The 19,844-nt window shown below is 60.6% G+C and carries 17 protein-coding genes and 1 riboswitch; of the genes, 9 read left to right on the top strand and 8 right to left on the bottom strand.

Annotation, left to right across the window (positions count from 1 at the left end; translation table 11 throughout):
- The first annotated feature begins 59 nt into the window (after positions 1-59).
- Positions 60-455 (top strand): DUF1090 domain-containing protein, encoded by a 396-nt coding sequence (locus NTD84_RS23745; RefSeq protein WP_262170671.1) that lies wholly within the window; start codon positions 60-62, stop codon positions 453-455.
- Positions 456-537: 82 nt separating this feature from the next.
- On the opposite strand, the gene NTD84_RS23740 is transcribed toward NTD84_RS23745, so the two are convergent.
- The gene (locus NTD84_RS23740) at positions 538-987 is read right to left on the bottom strand and encodes a c-type cytochrome (protein WP_262170668.1); all 450 of its coding nucleotides are present in this window, start codon (positions 985-987) and stop codon (positions 538-540) included.
- A gap of 128 nt (positions 988-1,115) precedes the next feature.
- On the opposite strand from NTD84_RS23740, the gene NTD84_RS23735 reads away from it, so the two are divergent.
- A complete protein-coding gene (locus NTD84_RS23735; protein WP_262170665.1) occupies positions 1,116-2,300 on the top strand; it encodes a murein transglycosylase A in 1,185 nt (394 codons plus the stop codon).
- A 118-nt stretch (positions 2,301-2,418) separates the two neighbouring features.
- Here the strand turns inward: NTD84_RS23735 and NTD84_RS23730 are convergent, their stop codons facing one another.
- Both NTD84_RS23730 and NTD84_RS23725 read right to left on the bottom strand, forming a co-directional pair.
- Positions 2,419-2,802: an MAPEG family protein gene (locus tag NTD84_RS23730; protein WP_262170662.1), complete on the bottom strand. Its 384-nt coding sequence runs from the start codon at positions 2,800-2,802 to the stop codon at positions 2,419-2,421.
- 39 nt (positions 2,803-2,841) lie between these two features.
- Positions 2,842-3,675: an EamA family transporter gene (locus NTD84_RS23725; protein ID WP_262170660.1), complete on the bottom strand. Its 834-nt coding sequence runs from the start codon at positions 3,673-3,675 to the stop codon at positions 2,842-2,844.
- Positions 3,676-3,912: 237 nt separating this feature from the next.
- On the opposite strand from NTD84_RS23725, the gene NTD84_RS23720 reads away from it, so the two are divergent.
- Positions 3,913-5,082 carry an MFS transporter gene (locus NTD84_RS23720; protein ID WP_262170658.1) on the top strand — a complete coding sequence of 390 codons (1,170 nt, stop codon included), beginning with the start codon at positions 3,913-3,915 and terminating at the stop codon, positions 5,080-5,082.
- Between the two features lie 361 nt (positions 5,083-5,443).
- Positions 5,444-7,333, top strand: a complete 1,890-nt coding sequence (locus NTD84_RS23715; protein WP_262170656.1) for a patatin-like phospholipase family protein — start codon at positions 5,444-5,446, stop codon at positions 7,331-7,333.
- Positions 7,334-7,372: 39 nt separating this feature from the next.
- On the opposite strand, the gene NTD84_RS23710 is transcribed toward NTD84_RS23715, so the two are convergent.
- Together NTD84_RS23710 and NTD84_RS23705 are read right to left on the bottom strand one after the other, a co-directional pair.
- On the bottom strand, positions 7,373-8,260 hold the full coding sequence (locus NTD84_RS23710) for a formate/nitrite transporter family protein (protein WP_262170653.1): 888 nt from the start codon (positions 8,258-8,260) through the stop codon (positions 7,373-7,375).
- 194 nt (positions 8,261-8,454) lie between these two features.
- Positions 8,455-8,859, bottom strand: a complete 405-nt coding sequence (locus NTD84_RS23705) for an acyl-CoA thioesterase (protein WP_315975573.1) — start codon at positions 8,857-8,859, stop codon at positions 8,455-8,457.
- A gap of 198 nt (positions 8,860-9,057) precedes the next feature.
- A riboswitch (S-adenosyl-L-homocysteine riboswitch) is annotated at positions 9,058-9,156 on the top strand.
- A 22-nt stretch (positions 9,157-9,178) separates the two neighbouring features.
- Between NTD84_RS23705 and ahcY the strand changes: the two genes are divergently transcribed.
- From ahcY to NTD84_RS23685, 4 genes are all read left to right on the top strand, one after another.
- Positions 9,179-10,588 carry an adenosylhomocysteinase gene (gene ahcY / locus NTD84_RS23700; RefSeq protein WP_253433143.1) on the top strand — a complete coding sequence of 470 codons (1,410 nt, stop codon included), beginning with the start codon at positions 9,179-9,181 and terminating at the stop codon, positions 10,586-10,588.
- A gap of 161 nt (positions 10,589-10,749) precedes the next feature.
- Positions 10,750-11,595 (top strand): methylenetetrahydrofolate reductase [NAD(P)H], encoded by an 846-nt coding sequence (metF, locus tag NTD84_RS23695; RefSeq protein ID WP_262170646.1) that lies wholly within the window; start codon positions 10,750-10,752, stop codon positions 11,593-11,595.
- 171 nt (positions 11,596-11,766) lie between these two features.
- Positions 11,767-12,582 carry a substrate-binding periplasmic protein gene (locus NTD84_RS23690; protein WP_262170643.1) on the top strand — a complete coding sequence of 272 codons (816 nt, stop codon included), beginning with the start codon at positions 11,767-11,769 and terminating at the stop codon, positions 12,580-12,582.
- Positions 12,583-12,804: 222 nt separating this feature from the next.
- Entirely contained in the window at positions 12,805-14,679 is a 1,875-nt protein-coding gene (locus NTD84_RS23685; protein ID WP_262170641.1) for a DEAD/DEAH box helicase, read from the top strand.
- A gap of 253 nt (positions 14,680-14,932) precedes the next feature.
- On the opposite strand, the gene NTD84_RS23680 is transcribed toward NTD84_RS23685, so the two are convergent.
- From NTD84_RS23680 to NTD84_RS23670, 3 genes are all read right to left on the bottom strand, one after another.
- Positions 14,933-15,517, bottom strand: coding sequence for a YceI family protein (locus tag NTD84_RS23680; RefSeq protein ID WP_262170638.1), 585 nt, complete (start codon positions 15,515-15,517; stop codon positions 14,933-14,935).
- A gap of 32 nt (positions 15,518-15,549) precedes the next feature.
- Positions 15,550-16,101, bottom strand: coding sequence for a cytochrome b (locus tag NTD84_RS23675; RefSeq protein ID WP_262170635.1), 552 nt, complete (start codon positions 16,099-16,101; stop codon positions 15,550-15,552).
- 262 nt (positions 16,102-16,363) lie between these two features.
- A complete protein-coding gene (locus NTD84_RS23670) occupies positions 16,364-18,127 on the bottom strand; it encodes a flavin monoamine oxidase family protein (RefSeq protein ID WP_262170632.1) in 1,764 nt (587 codons plus the stop codon).
- Between the two features lie 222 nt (positions 18,128-18,349).
- On the opposite strand from NTD84_RS23670, the gene NTD84_RS23665 reads away from it, so the two are divergent.
- Entirely contained in the window at positions 18,350-19,756 is a 1,407-nt protein-coding gene (locus NTD84_RS23665) for an adenosylmethionine--8-amino-7-oxononanoate transaminase (RefSeq protein WP_262170630.1), read from the top strand.
- Positions 19,757-19,844 lie beyond the last annotated feature (88 nt).

Below are 19,844 nucleotides of genomic sequence, written 5' to 3'. Positions count from 1 at the left end.
AACGTTGGCGACGGGCTCAAACACCCATCGCCACGATTGCACTTGCACATGGAGCTTTTATGAAATTTCTTTCACCGCTCGCCCTGCTGGCCCTTTGCGGCGTGATGGCCGCTCCGCTGATGGCCGCCGAAGAAGCCCCGGGCCTGACCGGTTGCGCCGCCAAGAAACAGGGCATCATCAACCAGATCGAACTGGCCAAGTCCCACGGCAACGCCGATCAGCAGGCGGGCCTTGAAACAGCCCTGAGCGAAGTCACCGCCCACTGCACCGACGCTTCGCTGAAGAAAGAGCGGGAAAACAAGGTCCTCGACGCCAAGCATGAAGTCAGCAAACGTCAGGCCGACCTCGACAAAGCCATGAAGAAAGGCGACCCCGAGAAGATCAACAAGCGCAAAGACAAGCTGGCCGAGTCCCGCAAGGAGCTGCAGGACGCACTCGACGAACTGGACAAATAACCGGCAGGAGCTGGCTCGCTGGCGATCAGGTCTTCACGATCGCCAACCGCTTCGCTGGCCGCACCGCGCATCCTGCAATCAATCAATGATCCCGAAACTCTTTATGGCAAGCACTGCAGGCATCCTCGACTTTCTGCACCGCCGGCCCGAGGTTACTGGCCTTGTAAGGCTGAACCTTGCTGGCAACCACCAGTTCACCGGTGGCGGCTTCGAGGTTGCGGGCCATTTCCTGAAAGCGTGCCTGCTTCTGCCAGACATCGTCCTTGGCGCTGGTGTGATCTTCCTCGCGCACCTGCGGAAAATGTTTCCACGGCTCATGGGACAGCGCATCGAGCTTCACCGCGCCGTCAGCGAATTTCGCCCCGTCGAAGGCAACGCGGCCGCGCAACATGCCGCCCAGGTCTTCGCCGGTCTTCAGCATCTGTTTGAAAATCGCCTTGCGCTGACCCAACGGCGAGTTCGGATCGACACCGCCGCAAGCGGACAACGTCAGGCAGGCCAGCAATACAACGGAAAGTCTTTTGAAAGTCATGGTGGCTTCAGGTCACGGGGAACGGCGGCCAGTATCCTCGCGTCACCGACAAACACCAATAGCCCTATTATCAATACGGGTTGTTCGAGGGCAGGGAGCACTCGGGCAACCGGCAAAGGAATTACTTCATGAACAGCCGTTTCAAGGCATGGCGCCAGCACCTCGTGTGGACGCTCCCGATGGTGGCCGTACTCGCGGGCTGCACCGGCGGTGACAACAACACACCAAAAACCCACGCGCTGGCGACCTACTCCAGTGCCAGTTGGGATGCACTGCCGACCGTCTCCGATAACGATCTGGTCGCCGGTTTTGCTTCGTGGCGCAGCGCCTGCACCCGACTCAAGGCCGATGCGGTCTGGGGCCCGACCTGCGCTGCTGCCGCCAACGTGCCGCCAACCGCCAACGCCATTCGCGGCTTCCTCAAACAGAACCTCGACGTCTACGGCCTGCGCGCCGCCAACGACAATCCCAACGGCCTGATCACCGGTTATTACGAACCGGTCTATCCCGGCAGCCTGACCCAGACCACCGCGGCGAATATTCCGGTGTATGGCGTCCCCGAGGACATGATCATCGTCTCCCTGGATAGCCTCTACCCGGAGCTCAAGGGCAAACGCCTGCGTGGACGGCTCGAAGGTCGCGTACTCAAGCCTTACGACGATGCGGCAACCATTGAAACCAAAGGGGTCAAGGCGCCCGTGGTGGCCTGGCTGACCGACCCGATGAACCTGCAATTCCTGCAGATCCAGGGCTCCGGTCGCATACAACTCGACGATGGGCGCCAGTTGCGGATTGCCTACGCCGACCAGAATGGCCATCCGTATCGACCGATCGGCCGCTGGCTGGTGGAGCAAGGCGAGCTGAAGAAAGAAGACGTGACCATGGGTGCGATCAGCAACTGGGCCAAGGCCAACCCGACGCGCATTCCAGAACTGCTCGGCAGCAACCCCAGCTACGTGTTCTTCACCCGCAACCCGGACGGCAATGAAGGGCCTCGCGGCTCGCTGAACGTTCCGCTGACGGCGGGCTATAGCGCCGCGGTGGACCGCAAGGTGATTCCACTGGGCAGCCTGATGTGGCTATCGACCACTAAACCGGACGGCACGCCACTGGTACGACCGGTGGCGGCCCAGGACACGGGCGGCGCGATTGCCGGCGAAGTCCGTGCGGACCTGTTCTGGGGCACCGGCGAAGCGGCCGGGCAACTGGCGGGCGACATGAAACAGCAGGGGCAAATCTGGATGCTGTGGCCCAAAGGCGCGGCGTTGCCGCAAGTGCCGCAGGTGGCTGATGCGGCTAAGACCAGCCCCTGAGTTCTGCTGCGCAGGATCGGCGGCTTTCGCGAGCAAGCCCCCGTCCCTACAGATGATTGCGGTCAACTGTGGGAGCGGGCTGGCTCGCGAAAGGGCCCGAAAACCCTACGAGGTTGTCTCAGACTGACACTACGAAGAAACTCACTATCAACCCCATCCCCACAAACCACACCAACGACCGAAAAATCGCCCAGTCGGCCAGGTAGCAAATGATGTAAAGCAGCCGGCTGGTGATGAACAAAACCGCCAGCACATTGACCGTCACCAGCTGTGCGGTGCCGACCAGGTGCGCGACGATCACCGCCGCAGCGAATGCCGGGGTGACCTCAAAACTGTTCAGTTGCGCCGCATGCGCGCGCCGACCGAGACCGTTCAGTGACTCAAGAAAATCCCGTGGATCATGGTTGTCACTCAGTGTGTACCGACCACTGGCTTTGGCCACCGCCGTGCACAGGTAAGGCAGGAAAATCGCGATCAAAATGCACCATAGAGCAACCGTCATAAGTCATCCCTTTTCCAGGTTGGAAGCGTCAGGCTTCGGTCAAAACTTCATCACCAGCATTCCGATCAACACCAGTCCACAGGCTAAGAGCCGTGGCCGGCCGAAAGGTTCTTTCAGGTAACGCATGCCGAACAGCACCACCAGAATCACGCTGATTTCGCGCAAGGCCGCCGCCTCGGCAATCGAACCCAGCTGCATCGCCCACAGCACCAGAGCGTAGCTGAACAACACGCAGAATCCGACCGCCAGGCCCAGCCGCCACTGCTCGCGCCAGAACAGCATGAACGCCGGTCGCTTGCGCACCAGCGCCAGCAGCGGAAACGGCCAGGCGCTGATCAACGTGACCCAGACCAGGTAATCCAGCGGATGCGACCAGCGCCGCAGCGCCTGGCCGTCGATAAAGGTGTAGCAGCCGATGCACAGCCCGATCAGTGCCACCACCGGCAGCATCGACCAGGGCAGACGCGCGCCACCACCGCCCTGCCACAACAGGCATAGCATGCCGAACGGAATCAGCAGGATGCCGAAGATCTGCTGATGGGTCAGCACTTCCCCGGCAAAGATCAGCGTCAGGGCCAGCACCACCAGCGGTGACAGTCCACGCATCAGCGGATAAACCAGCCCCAGGTCACCAACCCGATAAGCCTGGATCAGCAAGTAGCGATACAGCAACTCGAACGCCGCCGACGCCAGAATCCACGGCCAGATTTCAATCGGCGGCAACGCCAGGAATGGCAGCATCAGGGCGACAAACAACAGCGCCACGCTGTCCATGCAGGCCACGACCAACAACCGTTCTGCACTGAATTTAATCAGCGTATTCCACGCCGCGTGCAACAGCGCCGCCACTAACACCAAAGCCGTTGCAAGCACGGCACACTCCTTTTTTTGCTCCGCCCTCTGTAGGAGCGAGCTTGCTCCTACAGGTTCAGCGGAGAGAATTGATTCGCCATATGTCAGCAGCTGTTTATACTGCAAGCGACCACGCCGCACTCAGTTGCGCACAGACTAATTCCAATAATTCCTGCCTCGGTCCGCTCTTCTCAAGAACGGTCTTCGGCCTGCGTATGCCTGATCACAGCGTCAAGACTACCGACAGAGACCTTGCGCATGCCACTCCCCCTGCTTGCCCTCGCTGTTGCCGCGTTCGGCATCGGCACCACTGAATTCGTCATCATGGGCCTGCTGCCCGACGTCGCTCGCGACCTGGCCGTAAGCATTCCCGATGCCGGCCTGCTGATCACCGGCTACGCCCTGGGCGTGGTGTTCGGCGCGCCCGTCCTCGCCATCGGCACCGCCAACATGCCGCGCAAAGCCACGTTGCTGGGGATGACGCTGATGTTCATCTTCGGCAACATCCTCTGCGCCCTCGCCCCGAACTACGCCACACTGATGGCCGCACGCGTGATCACGGCGCTGTGTCATGGCGCGTTCTTCGGCATCGGTTCGGTGGTCGCGGCCGGCCTGGTGGCACCGAACAAACGGGCCCAGGCGATTGCCATGATGTTCACCGGCCTGACCCTGGCCAACGTACTCGGCGTGCCGCTGGGCACCGCGCTTGGGCAGTACGCCGGCTGGCGCTCGACGTTTTGGGCGGTGTCGGTGATCGGAGTGATTGCCGCCATCGCGCAGTGGGTGTGGCTGCCGAAGAACATCGCGATGGACAAGGCCAACCTGGCCAGCGAGTTCAAAGTGCTGGGCAAGGTCAACGTGCTGCTGGCCCTGGGCATGAGCGTCTTGGCCTCGACCAGCCTGTTCAGCGTGTTCACCTACATCGCGCCGATTCTGCAGGACGTCACCGGCGTGAGCCCCCATGGCGTGACGATCATGCTGCTGTTGTTCGGCGTGGGTTTGACGGCGGGCAGCATGCTCGGCGGCCGTCTGGCCGACAGTCGTTTGCTGCCCTCGCTGGTCGGCATGGCGCTGGCGGTAGTGGTGGTGCTGGCGGCGTTTACCCAGACCAGCCACTCGGTAATCCCGGCGGCGATCACGCTGGTGCTGTGGGGGATCTTCGCGTTCGCGCTGTGCCCGATCCTGCAGTTGCTGATTATCGATCAGGCCCACGAGGCGCCGAACCTGGGCTCGACGCTGAATCAAAGCGCATTCAACCTCGGCAACGCTGCCGGCGCATGGATGGGTGGCCTGGTCGTCGCCAGTGGCGCGGACCTCGCGGACTTGCCTTGGACGGGCGCGCTGGTCAGCGGGCTGACGGTGATGACCGCGCTGTTATTTATTGTCCTGCAACGCCGCCGCGTGGCCACGGTCAACGTGTCCGGCTAACCCGTCAGAAAATCGGTCCCAACCTTCGGGGCGTTCAGGACGCCCGTTGTCCGAATTGTCTCCGGGCCGTTTCCACGACGATCCGATGCCAACCTGAAAGGCCGATCCAGAGCCTTTCAGGCCATGAAAAAGTCCCACGGCAATCGCCTTCGGCCATCTGTTCCCAATTGCTACCCCGCGCTCTTGTGCGGCCTCGACTCTCCTAAAGTGCAGCCTCCCCAACGGCTCTCAAAGGAAGAGGCACATGATCAAATTTCCCAACACGGTTTTGCCCAGTACCGCGCATCTTCAGGGAAGTAGCGCTCAAGGATCACCGCCCGCGCAGAAAGAAAATGACTGGGGTGATTTCCTGAATGGAGGTATGCGAATCGCTCAAGGGCCGGGCGAAACGTTGGCACACGCACTGACCGATCGCGCGCTGACCATCCGCCGCTTTGAAAACGGCGTGGTTGAGCTGGACCTTAAGCGCCCCGACATCAAGACCCTGGTACTCAGCGGCGGTGGCGCGAAGGGCGTGGCGTTCGCCGGGATGGTAAAAGCGCTTGAAGCCAGCCAGGCCCTGGGCAAGATCGAAAGCATCTCAGGCTCGTCGGCCGGGGCCATTTCTGCGGCCTTTCTGGCCAGCGGCATGCGCCACGCCGACTTTGACCAAATGTCCGACGAAACCAACCTCGTTTCGCTGCTCGACAGTCAAAACATAATGCTGGAACAGTTACAGCACGCCAGCTCGACCATTGGCAAAGGTGTGGCGAAGATCCCGGGCAAAGTCGGCACCATCGGCCAGCTGCTATTCGACCTGGTGCCCCGCCTCCACTCCAGGGCCGCGCCGCTGGAGGCACTGATCCGGGAAAAAATGGTTGAGTCGATCCAGTCGCGTTTCAACGATGCCCTCAATGATCCGCAACGGCAGATTTCGCCAGCGAGCAAAGCCTGCGTAAAACAGATAAGCGCCAACGGCTACGTCACCTTCGGTGATCTGGCGACGCTGAGCAAAGAGCTGCCGGAAATCAAACAACTGCACATCACCGGCACCGCCATGTTCGACGGACGACCACAAATGGTGGTGTTCAACGCCAGCCTGACCCCGGACATGGATGTGGCGCGCGCCGCGCATATTTCAGGCTCGCTGCCCTTTGTCTTCCAACAGCCTTCGGAGCAGCAATTGCCCTTTCAGGCTGAAGGGGAGCGCACCCGGTTCCAGGACGGCGGAATCATGCTCAACACGCCGGTGCTCGACCTGTACGAGCCGCAATTCCGGATGAGCGCCATTCCTGACAGCGAGCAACTGATTCTCAAGTTCGAGAGCGAGAACGGCGGCGAAAAAAATGATCGCGGTACGCTGCTCTCAGCCATGACCGACTCGGTGATCCGCGTGCAATACCGCGCTCGGGACGTCCAGGAAGCCCATGGCATCCAGATTTTTGCCGATGAAACCGTACCGGTTCCCTTGAGGACCGAAAGGGGCGACTTCACCGGAACGTTCAAGGGCACCGTCAATTTCAGCATGCCCCTCGCGGATAAAAACCACCTGCAGGAAAAACTGCAAAAGAAAGTCGAGGAGCACTTAAGCCGCCACGAAAGCAGCAAAACGTACACGTTCGCCTCCATCGGCGGCGCACTGCTGGCGCTGGATGACACCCTCTTCGAAGCTACCGCGCATGAGCTGCAGAACGATCAGCAGTCCTTGACCGTCATCACCTTCCGGCAGGAAGCCCAACAGGCATTGAATGCTTTGAAGCACGCGTTGATGGAGGCAAAAACCAAGGCGAAGGATACGCTGGTGCTGACCTCGGCAATGCGTAACGCACTGGCGACCCTGGACCAGCTCGGCGACGCGCCAGGAAAAATCGACTGGCTGGCGAAAAAGCTCAACCACGGCAACGATCCGGATTACATGGAGCTGCTGCAAGCCGTCAAGCGCATGGATGCCGGTGCCCATGGGCCAAAGTCAGCAGTGATGACCGAAGCGATCAAGGAAATGGGCCTGCGCGACATCGTCACCAAGAGCGAAAACTTCATTCGCGAAGTGATCTACCCCTCGCTCTATCGCCCTCGTCAGCCGGATGCCAACGTCAGGTTGTTGAACCAGTCCATCGTTGATTTGCGAACCGCCAAGAGCGATGAAGAGTACAACGCTGTGCTCAATCGAATGATCGAACGGTACGTTTCGCGCACCGCCCTGACCTCGTCGCGTCCATCGCGCTCGACCACCATCGAGCAGGCCCGCGCCTGGCTGATTCCGGGCGGATAAACGCGAAGCCCCGGGCGAGCGCTGATGCCTCGCCCTGCTTCAGGGCTGGGCGTCTTCCTTGGCATTCGGCTCTGTGTCGTTGTCCTTGCCCTTTGGCACGCCGGATTCGCTGCGAATCTGCGCATGGCTGATCAGCGCGAAAATGAAACTGCCACCGATGATGTTGCCCGCCAGCGTCGGACCGGCGAACACCAGCCAGAAATCCTTCCACGGCAGCTCCCCGGCGAAGACCAGGTACGAGACCTCGGCAGAGCCGACCACGATGTGGGTGAAGTCGCCCAGCGCCATGAAGTAGGTGATGAGAATAATGATCCACATCTTCGCGCTCTCCATGGACGGGATCATCCAGACCATGGTGGCGATCATCCAGCCCGACACAATGCCTTTGGCGAACATCTGGCCGGTATCGTTTTCCATGACCTTGCGGCCAATGTCGAGGAAGGCCAGGTCGGTCTTGCTGTCGAAAATCGGCAGGTGCAGCATCACATAAGCCACGAGCAAGGTGCCGCAGAGATTGCCCACCAGCACCACCGTCCACAACCGCAGCAAGCGAACGCAGTTGGCCAGCGTCGGCTTGCTCATGATCGGCAGCACGGCCGTCAGGGTGTTTTCGGTGAACAGTTGCTGACGGGCGAGGATCACCGCGAGAAAACCGGCGCAATAGCCGAAACTGGCGATGACCTTGAAGCCGTCGCCGTCCGGCAACCGAGAATTGAGCAACCCCATGGCCATCAGCGACAGGCCCATGGTCAGGCCCGCGGCGAGGGCCGACCACCAAAGTGCGGCGATGCTGCGCTCCAGCTCCTGATCGCCCTGGGTGCGAATGATTTCATGCAGCACCGCCGCGCGCGGTGGCTGGTTCTTGTCGACCTCGTGCTGCTCTTTTGCCGAGAGATCCGGGGTCTTGCCGTCTTTGTGCGTATCCATAAAGCTCCTGAACCTGTGGCGTGTCATGTAGGTACGACACGTTGGGTTCGGCGCTGTTCAGTGGTCCGCTGAATCATCGTTGACGGGGAGACCGCTTTCGCGAGCAAGCCCGCTCCCACCTTAGATCGTTAACGTGTGCATGACGGGGATCAAGTGTGGGAGCGGGCTTGCTCGCGAAGGACGCTCCGCCGATCTCACTCGGAAATTGCATCATCCTGAAACTGGTCCTTGACGTACTTGATCTCGGTGCGACCATGGGGCGCGGGCAGACCGTCCTCCCCGAGGTTGACGAAGACCATCTTCTCCACCGTCAGGATGCTTTTGCGGGTGATCTTGTTGCGCACTTCGCAGGTCAGGGTGATCGAGGTGCGGCCGAATTCGGTGGCGGTGATGCCCAGCTCGATGATGTCGCCCTGACGCGAAGCACTGACGAAGTTGATTTCGGAAATGTACTTGGTGACCACGCGCTGGTTGCCCAGCTGGACGATGGCGTAGATCGCCGCTTCTTCGTCGATCCAGCGCAACAGGCTGCCGCCGAACAGCGTGCCGTTGGGGTTGAGGTCTTCGGGTTTTACCCATTTGCGGGTGTGGAAATTCATATTCACTCCTGACCGTCTTGCCGATTGATGCCGGCCATCATGGCAGAGCCCGGACCAGAGCTCTATTCAGCATCGACTATGGTCTCGATTACCGTTCGGGCATTGACCTGCAGAAAGGCTTTGGAAGATCAGCATAGCCCGCTATAATCGCCCCCGTTTCAAAACGGTCATCTTCATTGGATACCGTTTTCCCGCCACCTGTCCGAGGGGCGCTGCAGCAGGTTCGACCTGTCAGGCTCGGATGGGGCGTTGTCCGGCCACGGCCAGACACTAAACGCACAACGGCGCCCATTCGCATACATTACGAATGGAGGCTCTCATGAGCGCTGTTATCACGCCTGCCGATTTTAACGATTACAAAGTCGCCGACATGTCCCTGGCCGCCTGGGGTCGTCGCGAAACCATCATCGCCGAATCCGAAATGCCAGCCCTGATGGGTCTGCGCCGCAAGTATTCCGCCGAGCAACCGCTCAAAGGCGCGAAGATCCTCGGCTGCATCCACATGACCATCCAGACCGCCGTGCTGATCGAAACCCTGGTGGCCCTGGGTGCCGAAGTACGCTGGTCGTCCTGCAACATTTTCTCCACTCAGGACCAGGCCGCTGCCGCTATCGCCGCTGCCGGCATCCCGGTTTTCGCCTGGAAAGGCGAGACTGAAGAAGAGTACGAGTGGTGCCTGGAGCAAACCATCCTGAAAGATGGCGCGCCTTGGGATGCCAACATGATCCTCGACGACGGCGGCGACCTGACCGAGCTGCTGCACAAGAAATACCCGGCGATCCTGGACCGCGTCCACGGCGTCACCGAAGAAACCACCACCGGCGTTCACCGCCTGCTGGACATGCTGGCCAAGGGCGAGCTGAAAATCCCGGCCATCAACGTCAACGACTCGGTGACCAAGAGCAAGAACGACAACAAGTACGGCTGCCGTCACAGCTTGAACGACGCGATCAAGCGCGGTACCGACCACCTGCTGTCCGGCAAGCAAGCGCTGGTCATCGGCTACGGTGACGTGGGCAAGGGCTCCGCTCAGTCCCTGCGTCAGGAAGGCATGATCGTCAAGGTCTCCGAAGTCGACCCGATCTGCGCCATGCAAGCCTGCATGGACGGTTTCGAACTGGTTTCGCCGTTCATCGACGGCATCAACAACGGCACCGAAGCCAGCATCGACAAGGCCCTGCTGGGCAAGATCGACCTGATTGTGACCACCACCGGCAACGTCAATGTTTGCGACGCGAACATGCTCAAAGCCCTGAAGAAGCGCGCCGTTGTCTGCAACATCGGTCACTTCGACAACGAAATCGACACGGCTTTCATGCGCAAGAACTGGGCATGGGAAGAAGTGAAGCCGCAGGTTCACAAGATCCACCGTACCGGCCCTGGCGCATTCGATGCCCAGAACGACGACTACCTGATCCTGCTGGCCGAAGGCCGTCTGGTGAACCTGGGCAACGCCACCGGTCACCCGAGCCGCATCATGGACGGTTCGTTCGCCAACCAGGTGCTGGCACAGATCTTCCTGTTCGGCCAGAAGTACGCTGACCTGTCGCCGGCCCAGAAAGCCGAGCGCCTGACGGTTGAAGTCCTGCCGAAAAAACTCGACGAAGAAGTGGCCCTGGAAATGGTCCGCGGTTTCGGCGGCGTCGTCACTCAGCTGACCAAGACCCAGGCCGACTACATCGGCGTGACCGTCGAAGGTCCGTTCAAGCCGCACGCTTACCGTTACTGATCGGCTCCATTGCCTGCTCTCCCTGTGGGAGCGGGCTTGCTCGCGAAAGCGCTTTATCATTCAACATTAATGTTGTCTGACCCGCCGCCTTCGCGAGCAAGCCCGCTCCCACTTTGGGATGGGCAGGCTTCCAGGCTTTACGCGCTTTAAAGGATACGACCATGTCCCAAGACCGTCGCTACAGTTTCGAGTTCTTCCCTACGAAGACCGACGCTGGGCATGAAAAGCTGCTCGCCACTGCTCGTCAGCTGGCCACGTACAACCCCGATTTCTTCTCCTGCACTTACGGTGCTGGCGGTTCGACCCGTGATCGAACCCTCAACACCGTGTTGCAGCTCGAAAGCGAAGTCAAAGTCCCGGCCGCACCGCATCTGTCTTGCGTAGGCGACAGCAAGGACGACCTGCGCGGCCTGCTGGCTCAATACAAGACCGCCGGCATCAAGCGCATCGTTGCCCTGCGCGGCGACCTGCCGTCGGGCATGGGCATGGCCAGCGGTGAGATGCGCCACGCCAACGACCTGGTTGAATTCATTCGTGAAGAGACCGGCGATCATTTCCACATCGAAGTCGCCGCGTACCCGGAGATGCATCCGCAAGCGCGCAATTTCGAAGACGATCTGACCAACTTCGTGCGCAAGGCCAACGCTGGCGCCGACAGCGCGATCACCCAGTATTTCTTCAACGCCGACAGCTACTTCTACTTCGTCGAGCGTGTGCGGGCGATGGGCGTGAACATCCCGATCGTGCCGGGCATCATGCCGATCACCAACTACAGCAAGCTGGCGCGCTTCTCCGATGCCTGCGGTGCGGAAATCCCGCGCTGGATCCGCAAGCAACTGGAAGCCTACGGCGACGATACCCGGAGCATTCAAGGCTTCGGCGAACAAGTCATCACCGAGATGTGCGAACGCCTGTTGCAAGGTGGCGCTCCAGGCCTGCACTTCTACACATTGAACCAGGCTGAAGCGAGTCTGGCGGTGTGGAACAACCTGAAGTTGCCGCGCTGATACACGTTTAAAAGCAAGAGCAAAAGATCGCCACCTTCGGCAGCTTCTGCAGGGACTGATAGTCCAATGCAGGCGCTGCCGAAGGTGGCGATCTTTTGCTTTTGAAGCCCGAAACAGAGCTTCTGGATCCGGTTTCTGGCTCTTTCCCGTTTCTCGTCGTAATCTCAAGTCATGCCTTTGATTACCCAGTTACTGACCGTGGTGCTTTTCACTTGCCTGAGCTTCGCCGCTCGGGGCGAGAAACTGCGCATTGTCACTGAACCCTGGGCGCCTTACGTTTACGAGGAGAACGGCAAATCCCTCGGCCTCGACTACGAGACCACGGCCATTGTGTTCAAGCGCCTGGGGATTGAGGTCGAGTGGCAGTTCCTGCCGTGGAAGCGCTGCCTGTCGATGCTCGAGACTGGCCAGGCCGATGGCGCGCTGGACATTTTTCACAGCGATGAGCGTGACGCCACCCTGCTCTATCCCAGCGAACCCCTCTCGGAAGTCGAGTTCGTGCTGTTCTACGCCAATGAGCGACCTCATCCGTTTCACACCCTCGACGACCTCAAAGGCCTGACGATCGGCACCTCGCCGGGCTACCTGTACAGCCCGGACTTCAGCGAATCGACGTTGTTCACCCGCGAACCGGCGCCCACCCACGAAGCCAATTTCGGCAAGCTGGTGCGCGGGCGGATCGACCTGTTGATCACCGACCGCCGCGTCGGCCAGCATTTGCTCGACGAATTGAACATTCGCGACCAGATCAGCGAAAACCCGACCATCATCAGTCAGCAGAGCCAGTACCTGGCAGTGCGCCGCAACGCGGGCATGGATTTGCTGGTACAACGCTTCGGCGCCGAACTCAAGCGCTTCAAGCGCGAGCCTGGCTACGCCGAATTGAGCGCCCGTTATGGCGCGGATCCGACCGTCAGCACGAAATCCGCCGGCGCCACCGCCGCCCGTGAAAAAACCGTTGAGCAGCAGGAAAGCGGCGCGCAGTGATTGCTCTGTTATACTCCGGCCTTCCCGCCAGGCTCACGCCCGGACGCTCGGACTTGTTCAAGGCATCTCGACCCGCTACAGCGCAGCTTTCCAGCCCGCGCGAGCGCTCCAGACGAGCTTTCAAGGCCCAGCAGGACCGGACGGGATTGCGTTCCTCTTAAACGCCATTCGCGCCAGGCAAGACTCCCATTGGGCCAAGCCCTAACTAAAACAGGATTACTCATGTCCTTTGCTTCCCTCGGTCTCTCCGAGGCTTTAGTCCGCGCCATCGAGGCAGCGGGCTATACCGAGCCTACTCCGGTGCAACAGCGGGCCATCCCCGCCGTGTTGCAAGGTCGCGACCTCATGGTTGCGGCTCAGACAGGTACTGGTAAAACCGGCGGCTTCGCCCTTCCGATTCTGGAGCGGTTGTTCCCCAACGGTCACCCGGACAAATCCCAGCGTCACGGCCCGCGTCAACCGCGCGTACTGGTCCTGACCCCTACCCGCGAACTCGCGGCGCAAGTGCACGAGAGCTTCAAGGTCTATGCCCGTGACCTGAAGTTCGTCAGCGCCTGCATCTTCGGCGGCGTCGGCATGAACCCGCAGGTTCAGGCCATGTCCCGCGGTGTTGACGTGCTGGTCGCCTGCCCGGGGCGCCTGCTCGACCTCGCCGGCCAGGGCAGCGTCGATTTGTCCCACGTGGAAATCCTCGTGCTGGACGAAGCCGACCGCATGCTCGACATGGGCTTCGTCCATGACGTGAAGAAGGTCCTGGCCCGTCTGCCGAGCAAACGGCAGAACCTGCTGTTCTCGGCGACGTTCTCCAAGGACATCACCGACCTCGCCGGCAAGCTCCTGCACAACCCGGAACGCATCGAAGTCACGCCGCCGAACACCACGGTCGAGCGCATCGAACAGCGCGTATTCCGCCTGCCGGCCAACCACAAGCGTTCGTTGCTGGCGCATTTGATCACCGCGGGCGCCTGGGAACAGGTGCTGGTGTTCACCCGCACCAAGCACGGCGCCAACCGTCTCGCTGAATACCTGGACAAACACGGCCTCACCGCCGTCGCGATCCACGGTAACAAGAGCCAGAACGCGCGCACCAAAGCCCTGGCCGACTTCAAGGCCGGCGAAGTGCGCATCCTGGTTGCCACCGACATCGCCGCTCGCGGCCTCGACATCGATCAGTTGCCACACGTGGTCAACTTCGAACTGCCGAACGTCGATGAAGACTACGTGCACCGTATCGGCCGTACCGGTCGTGCCGGTCGTTCGGGCGAGGCGATCTCGCTGGTGGCTCCGGACGAAGAAAAGCTGCTGAAAAGCATCGAACGCATGACCAAGCAGAAAATCGCCGACGGCGACCTGATGGGCTTCGATTCCAGCGCTGTGGAAGCCGAGAAGCCTGAAGTCCGCGAGCGTCCGGATGTGCGTAACCCGCGCAACCCGCGTGGCCCGCGCGGCGACGGTCCGAATGGCGGTGGCGGTGGCGGCGGTCGCAAGGACAAAGGCAAGGACAAGGGCGGCAAGGAAAAACCGGCAGCCAGCGGCCGTGGCGAGCGCCCGGCCCGTGAGCAAAAACCACGCGAAGGCACCCCGGCGCGCGAGCAACAGCGCCCGGCGCCACGCGCTGCCGCTGATCGTGCCCCGGACGAGTTCCTGGACGACGACATCGATAACTTCGGTAACCGCGTCGACTACGTGCCTCAAGCCAAACCGGCCCAGAGCCGCGGCCGCCGTCCGGGTGCTCCGGCACAGGGCGCGGCAGCAGGCGCTGGCGCTCCACGCAGCGGCGGCAAGCCTCAGGGCCGTCAAAGCGGTCCGCGCGGCAGCGATGGCGCCAGCACTGGCACGCCGCCGGCCAAGCGCAGCGGCCCACGCAACGGTGCACCACGTGACGGTCAGGCCCGTCGCGAAGAAGGCCGCAACCGTCGCCCGGCTCGTGACGACCAGCCGCGTTCGGAACCCGCCGTGCAAAATCCGCGCGGCCCAGCGCCGAAGATCATTCACAAGGAGTCGAAAACCGATCGTTTCCCGACGCCTGAACAACTTGATCAACTGCCAGGCCGTCCCCGTGGCGAAAAACCGGCGTTGCTGACTCGCAATCGCTGATTTGGCACTGCACTGAAAAAATGCCCCGGCTCTCTAGACCCGGGGTATTTTTTTGTGCGTTCACAAATACCTGTAGGAGCCGGCTTGCTGGCGATAGCGGCTTAACATTCAACATCTCTATTGGCTGAACTACTGCCATCGCGAGCAGGCTCGCTCCCACAGGGGGATTTGCGTGGCAATGCCAATTTTGGCAGGCAATAAAAAACGCCCCCGACCGAAACGATCAGGGGCGTTTTTGTTGAAGCGACGAAAGTTACTTCGCTTTCACACCTTCAAACGTGATGTACAGGTCAACAGCATCCGACTGTGGACCCAGGTCCATCATCTTGCCGAAATCAGAACGCTTGATGCTGGTGGTGCCTTCAAAGCCGGCACGGTAGCCGCCCCATGGATCCTTGCCTTCACCCAGGAAAGTGGCTTTGACCACGATCGGCTTGGTCACGCCAAGAATTGTCAGGTCGCCAGCCACATCGGCAGTGTCCTTGCCAGCGGCGTTTTTACCGGTGGATTTGACGCTGGTGGACACAAACTTGGCTTTGCTGCCGTTCAGGAAGTCTTTGCTGGAGATGTGCTTGTCGCGCTCAGCGTTGTTGGTGAAAACGCTGGCCGTGTTCACGTTGAATTCGATCTTGCTGTCTTCCGGCTTAGCAGCGTCAAAGCTGAACTTGCCGTCGATGTCCTTGAAGGTACCGGTGATGTAGCTATAGCCCAGGTGGCTGATCTTGAAGTCAACGAAGGCGTGCTGGCCTTCCTTGTCAACGGTGTAGTCAGCTGCCATCGCGTTAGCGGACAACAGAGCGGAACCGATTGCCAGAGCCGCGAGCGTCTTTTTCAACATGCTTTCTATTCCTTTGGAGTCGAGGTTGAACATCATGCGTTGCGACCGAACATGCGTTTGAGGGTCACATCGCGATCGATAAAGTGGTGCTTCAATGCTGCCAACGCATGGAGGCCGGAAAAAATTACCAGCAGCCAGGCCAGATACAGATGAATCACACCGGCGTTATCTGCCTGGTCCGGTAGTCCGGACACCAGTGCAGGCACTTCAAACCAGCCAAACACCGGGATCCCGACACCTTCTGCGGTGGAAATCAGGTAGCCGGCAATCATCACAGCGAACAGGTTCAGATACAGAAAACCATGGCCGAACCTGGCGCCGAGGCGGGTCATGCGGCTATAGCTTTGCAGTGTTGGCGGTGGCGGGCTGATAAAGCGCCACAGCACCCGCAGCACCATGAACCCCAGCAACATCAAACCGATGCTCTTGTGCAGATCCGGGCCTGCCTTGCGCCATGGATCGTAGTAGCCGAGATCGACCATCCACAAACCCAGGGCGAACAAACCGTAAACCGCCAGCGCCACGCCCCAGTGCAGGAAGAGGCTGACCCAGCCGTAGCGAGAAGAAGAGTTACGTAATTGCATTGCCGAGTCCCTGTAAGTGCTGGCCCAAGACTATCGAGTTATCTATCGAATTAAAGCGGAAAATTTCGCTTTGAAATATCGAGAAATACGATCAAGAGTCTGAAATCGGTGAGTTAAGGAAAGATTAAAGACCAATTTGTCAGAAAAAATGACGTCCAACGGTAGAACACCTGGGCCATCAGCTTTATTCGAATCCTCACGCTGATTTTCTTCAGGCATAAAAAAACGCGGCATTTCTGCCGCGCTTCTTTGATCCCAACGCTTACTGCGCCTTGGTATCCGTTGCCGGCGTTGCAGCAGGCTTAACGACTGGCTTTTTCGCCGGTTCAGCTTTCTTCGCTGGCGCCTTGGCTGGAGCTTTTTTCGTCTCGGTTTTGGCGGCCGGTTTTTTCGCCGGTGCTTTTTTGGCCGGCTCGGCTTTCACCGGTGCCGCGGGTTTCGGTGCTTCGACCGGAGCCGGAGCCGGTGTCGGCGCAGGCGCGGGTGCAGGGGCTGGAGCGACGGGCGCTGCCGGCTCTGGTGCCTTGACCGGTTCCGGTTTTTTCTCGTCATCCGAGCCACCGAACAGGTTGGTAAAGAAGTTGCCCTTCTTCGCCGCTACCGCGCCGGCTGCCGCAGCGGTCGCCGCCGGGACCACCTTCGGCGGTTCGAACGACTTGCCGGCTGCCAGGTCTTCAACCTGACTGGCCGCACGCTGGCCAGTACGCAGCGCGCCTTCCAGGGTGCCCGGGTACAAGGTGTCGGTGTGTTCGCCGGCGAACGCGACGCGTTGCAGTGGGCGTTCCCACAGGCGCCAGTACTTGCTGATCTGGCCTGGACCGAAGGCCAGGTACGCGCCGCCCATGGACGGGTCGGTGCTGTAGCGACGGATTTCATAACCGGTGAACGAACCGCGCGCCTGTGGATAAAACGCGTGCAGACGGATCAGCACCTGATCGGCCATTTGCTTGTCGCCGAACGCCTGCATCACCCGTGCGTTGTCGCCGGACAGGTTGATCACCACGTTCGCGCCACCCTTCAGCGCAGGCTCGACCCACAACATCCCCAGGCCGGTGTTGCTGTAGATCTCGCCGGACATCCGCGCCTTGCTTTCCCACACTGGCGTCTTGAACTTCAGCATGATCTGGTCGCGCCAACCGTAGTTGGTGCCTTTGATGGCGGCCAGGTGCTGGGCGTCCAGCGCCGGGGTCATCACGATGTTGTTCAGGGCGCGCAATGGCACCGCGATGACAACGTAGTCAGCCTGATAGCCCACGCTGCCGATCTTGACGGTCACGCCGTCCTTGTCCTGGGTGATGGCCGAGACCGGGGAGCTGGTCTTGATGGTTTTCAGCTGTTTGACGAACGCCTGGGCCAGGACCGGGCTGCCGCCGAGCAGGCGCGAGGCGCGCAGGTCACGGTCGGCGACACCGAGGTAAACCCGGCTCTGTTGTGCGAAGTACAGCAGCGACAAGCGCGAAGGTTCGTCGTAACGGGTACGAATTTGCTGGTTGATCAACTGACGGGCCGTGGGTGGCAGCGTCAGTCGGTCCAGCCAGTTGGAGACGTTGACCTGATCCAGGGCATGCAGCGTGTTGTTCGCCGCCGGGTTCTGCGGGTCTTCGATCGAGCGCGCCAGGTCATCCACGGTTTTATCGAAGCGCTTGAGCGCTTCGGCAGTCGTCGGGTCTTTGGCGGCAAGGTCAGCAGCGGTGTAGTACACGCCGTCGATCAGGTAGCTCGGCGAACGCACGAACTCAGGCGCTGGCGTGGTGCTCAGCTTGAACGTCGAAACGTATTTGTTCAGCACCGGCTGGGTCTTGTCATTGCCGATCCACTCGCTGGTGGCCATGCCGGAACGGCCGCCCAGGCTTGGCTTGGCTTCCAGCAGCGTGACCTGCCAGCCCTTGTTCTGCAGTTCGTACGCCGCCGTCAGGCCCGAAAGCCCGCCGCCGATCACGATCGCCGTTTTATCCTTGGCCAGCGCAGACACGCTGAACAGCCCCAACATCACCAGCGCACAGGCGCGCAGCCAACCAGCAGACATCAGCGAACTCCGGTAATACACGTAGGAAGAAGCAGTTATGCGAGTCAGACGACTCAAAGAACCGCGAAGAATACGTCAGCCATCATTAGGCCGCCAGCGACGTCTATCGCCCCATACAAAGTAGCTCAATCGACACAATGGGTTGTTCCGGGGCGATGCATTGCATAGGCTTGCGCGATTGTATGTCCGCGCGTGTCGCGGACCGCCTCGAGGAGACTGGACATGGGCCTGAATAATCAGTGGATGCAACGGGATCTGGCCGTGTTGTGGCACCCCTGCACCCAGATGAAAGACCACGAACAGCTGCCGCTGATCCCGATCAAGCGTGGTGAGGGCGTGTGGCTGGAAGACTTCGAAGGCAAACGCTACCTCGATGCGGTCAGTTCCTGGTGGGTCAATGTGTTTGGCCACGCCAACCCTCGCATCAACCAGCGCATCAAGGATCAGGTCGATCAGCTCGAACACGTGATCCTCGCCGGTTTCAGCCATCAGCCGGTGATCGAGCTGTCCGAACGCCTGGTGAAGATGACACCGGAGGGCCTGACCCGGTGCTTCTACGCCGATAACGGCTCGTCCTGCATCGAAGTCGCGCTGAAAATGAGCTTTCACTACTGGCTCAACCGCGGTCAGCCGAACAAGAAGCGCTTCGTCACCCTGACCAACAGCTACCACGGCGAGACCATGGCGGCGATGTCCGTCGGTGACGTGCCACTGTTCACCGAAACCTACAAGGCGCTGCTGCTCGACACGATCAAGGTGCCCAGCCCCGACTGCTACCTGCGGCCGGAAGGCATGAGCTGGGAAGAACACTCGCGCAACCTGTTCGCCGCCATGGAACAGACCCTGGCCGAACATCACGACAGCGTTGCCGCGGTGATCGTCGAGCCGCTGATTCAGGGCGCAGGCGGCATGCGCATGTATCACCCGGTGTACCTGAAGCTGCTGCGCGAGGCCTGTGATCGCTATGGCGTGCACCTGATCCACGACGAAATCGCCGTCGGCTTCGGCCGCACCGGGACGATGTTCGCCTGCGAACAGGCCGGCATCCGTCCGGACTTCCTCTGTCTGTCGAAAGCGCTGACCGGCGGTTACCTGCCGCTGGCGGCGTGCGTCACCACCGAAGAGGTCTACAGCGCGTTCTACGACGACTACCCGACCCTGCGCGCGTTCCTGCATTCCCACAGCTACACCGGCAACCCGCTGGCGTGCGCGGCGGCGTTGGCGACGCTGGACATTTTCGAAGAAGACAACGTGATCGAGAACAACAAGGCCCTGGCCCAGCGCATGGCCTCGTCCACCGCGCACCTGATCGATCATCCGAACGTCGCGGAAGTGCGGCAGACCGGCATGGTGCTGGCGATCGAAATGGTCAAGGACAAGGCGACCAGGGAAGCCTATCCGTGGCAGGAGCGCCGCGGCTTGAAAGTGTTCCAGCACGCCCTGGAACGCGGTGCTTTACTTCGACCATTGGGCAGCGTGGTGTATTTCCTGCCGCCGTACGTGATTACGCCGGAGCAGATCGATTTCCTCGCGGAGGTGGCCAGTGAAGGGATCGACATTGCGACGCGTGACAGTGTCGGCGTGTCGGTGCCGGAAAATTTTCATCCGGGCTTCCGTGATCCGGGTTGATTGAGTTCACCTGAGCGACTGCGGAACCTGTGCCGACTTGCTCGCCAATGAAGGCGACACCGATTCCACTGATTCACATTTTTCCAGA

Source organism: Pseudomonas sp. 14P_8.1_Bac3, assembly GCF_025466085.1.
Lineage (GTDB): Bacteria > Pseudomonadota > Gammaproteobacteria > Pseudomonadales > Pseudomonadaceae > Aquipseudomonas.
This window is presented reverse-complemented; position numbering and strand designations above follow the sequence as displayed.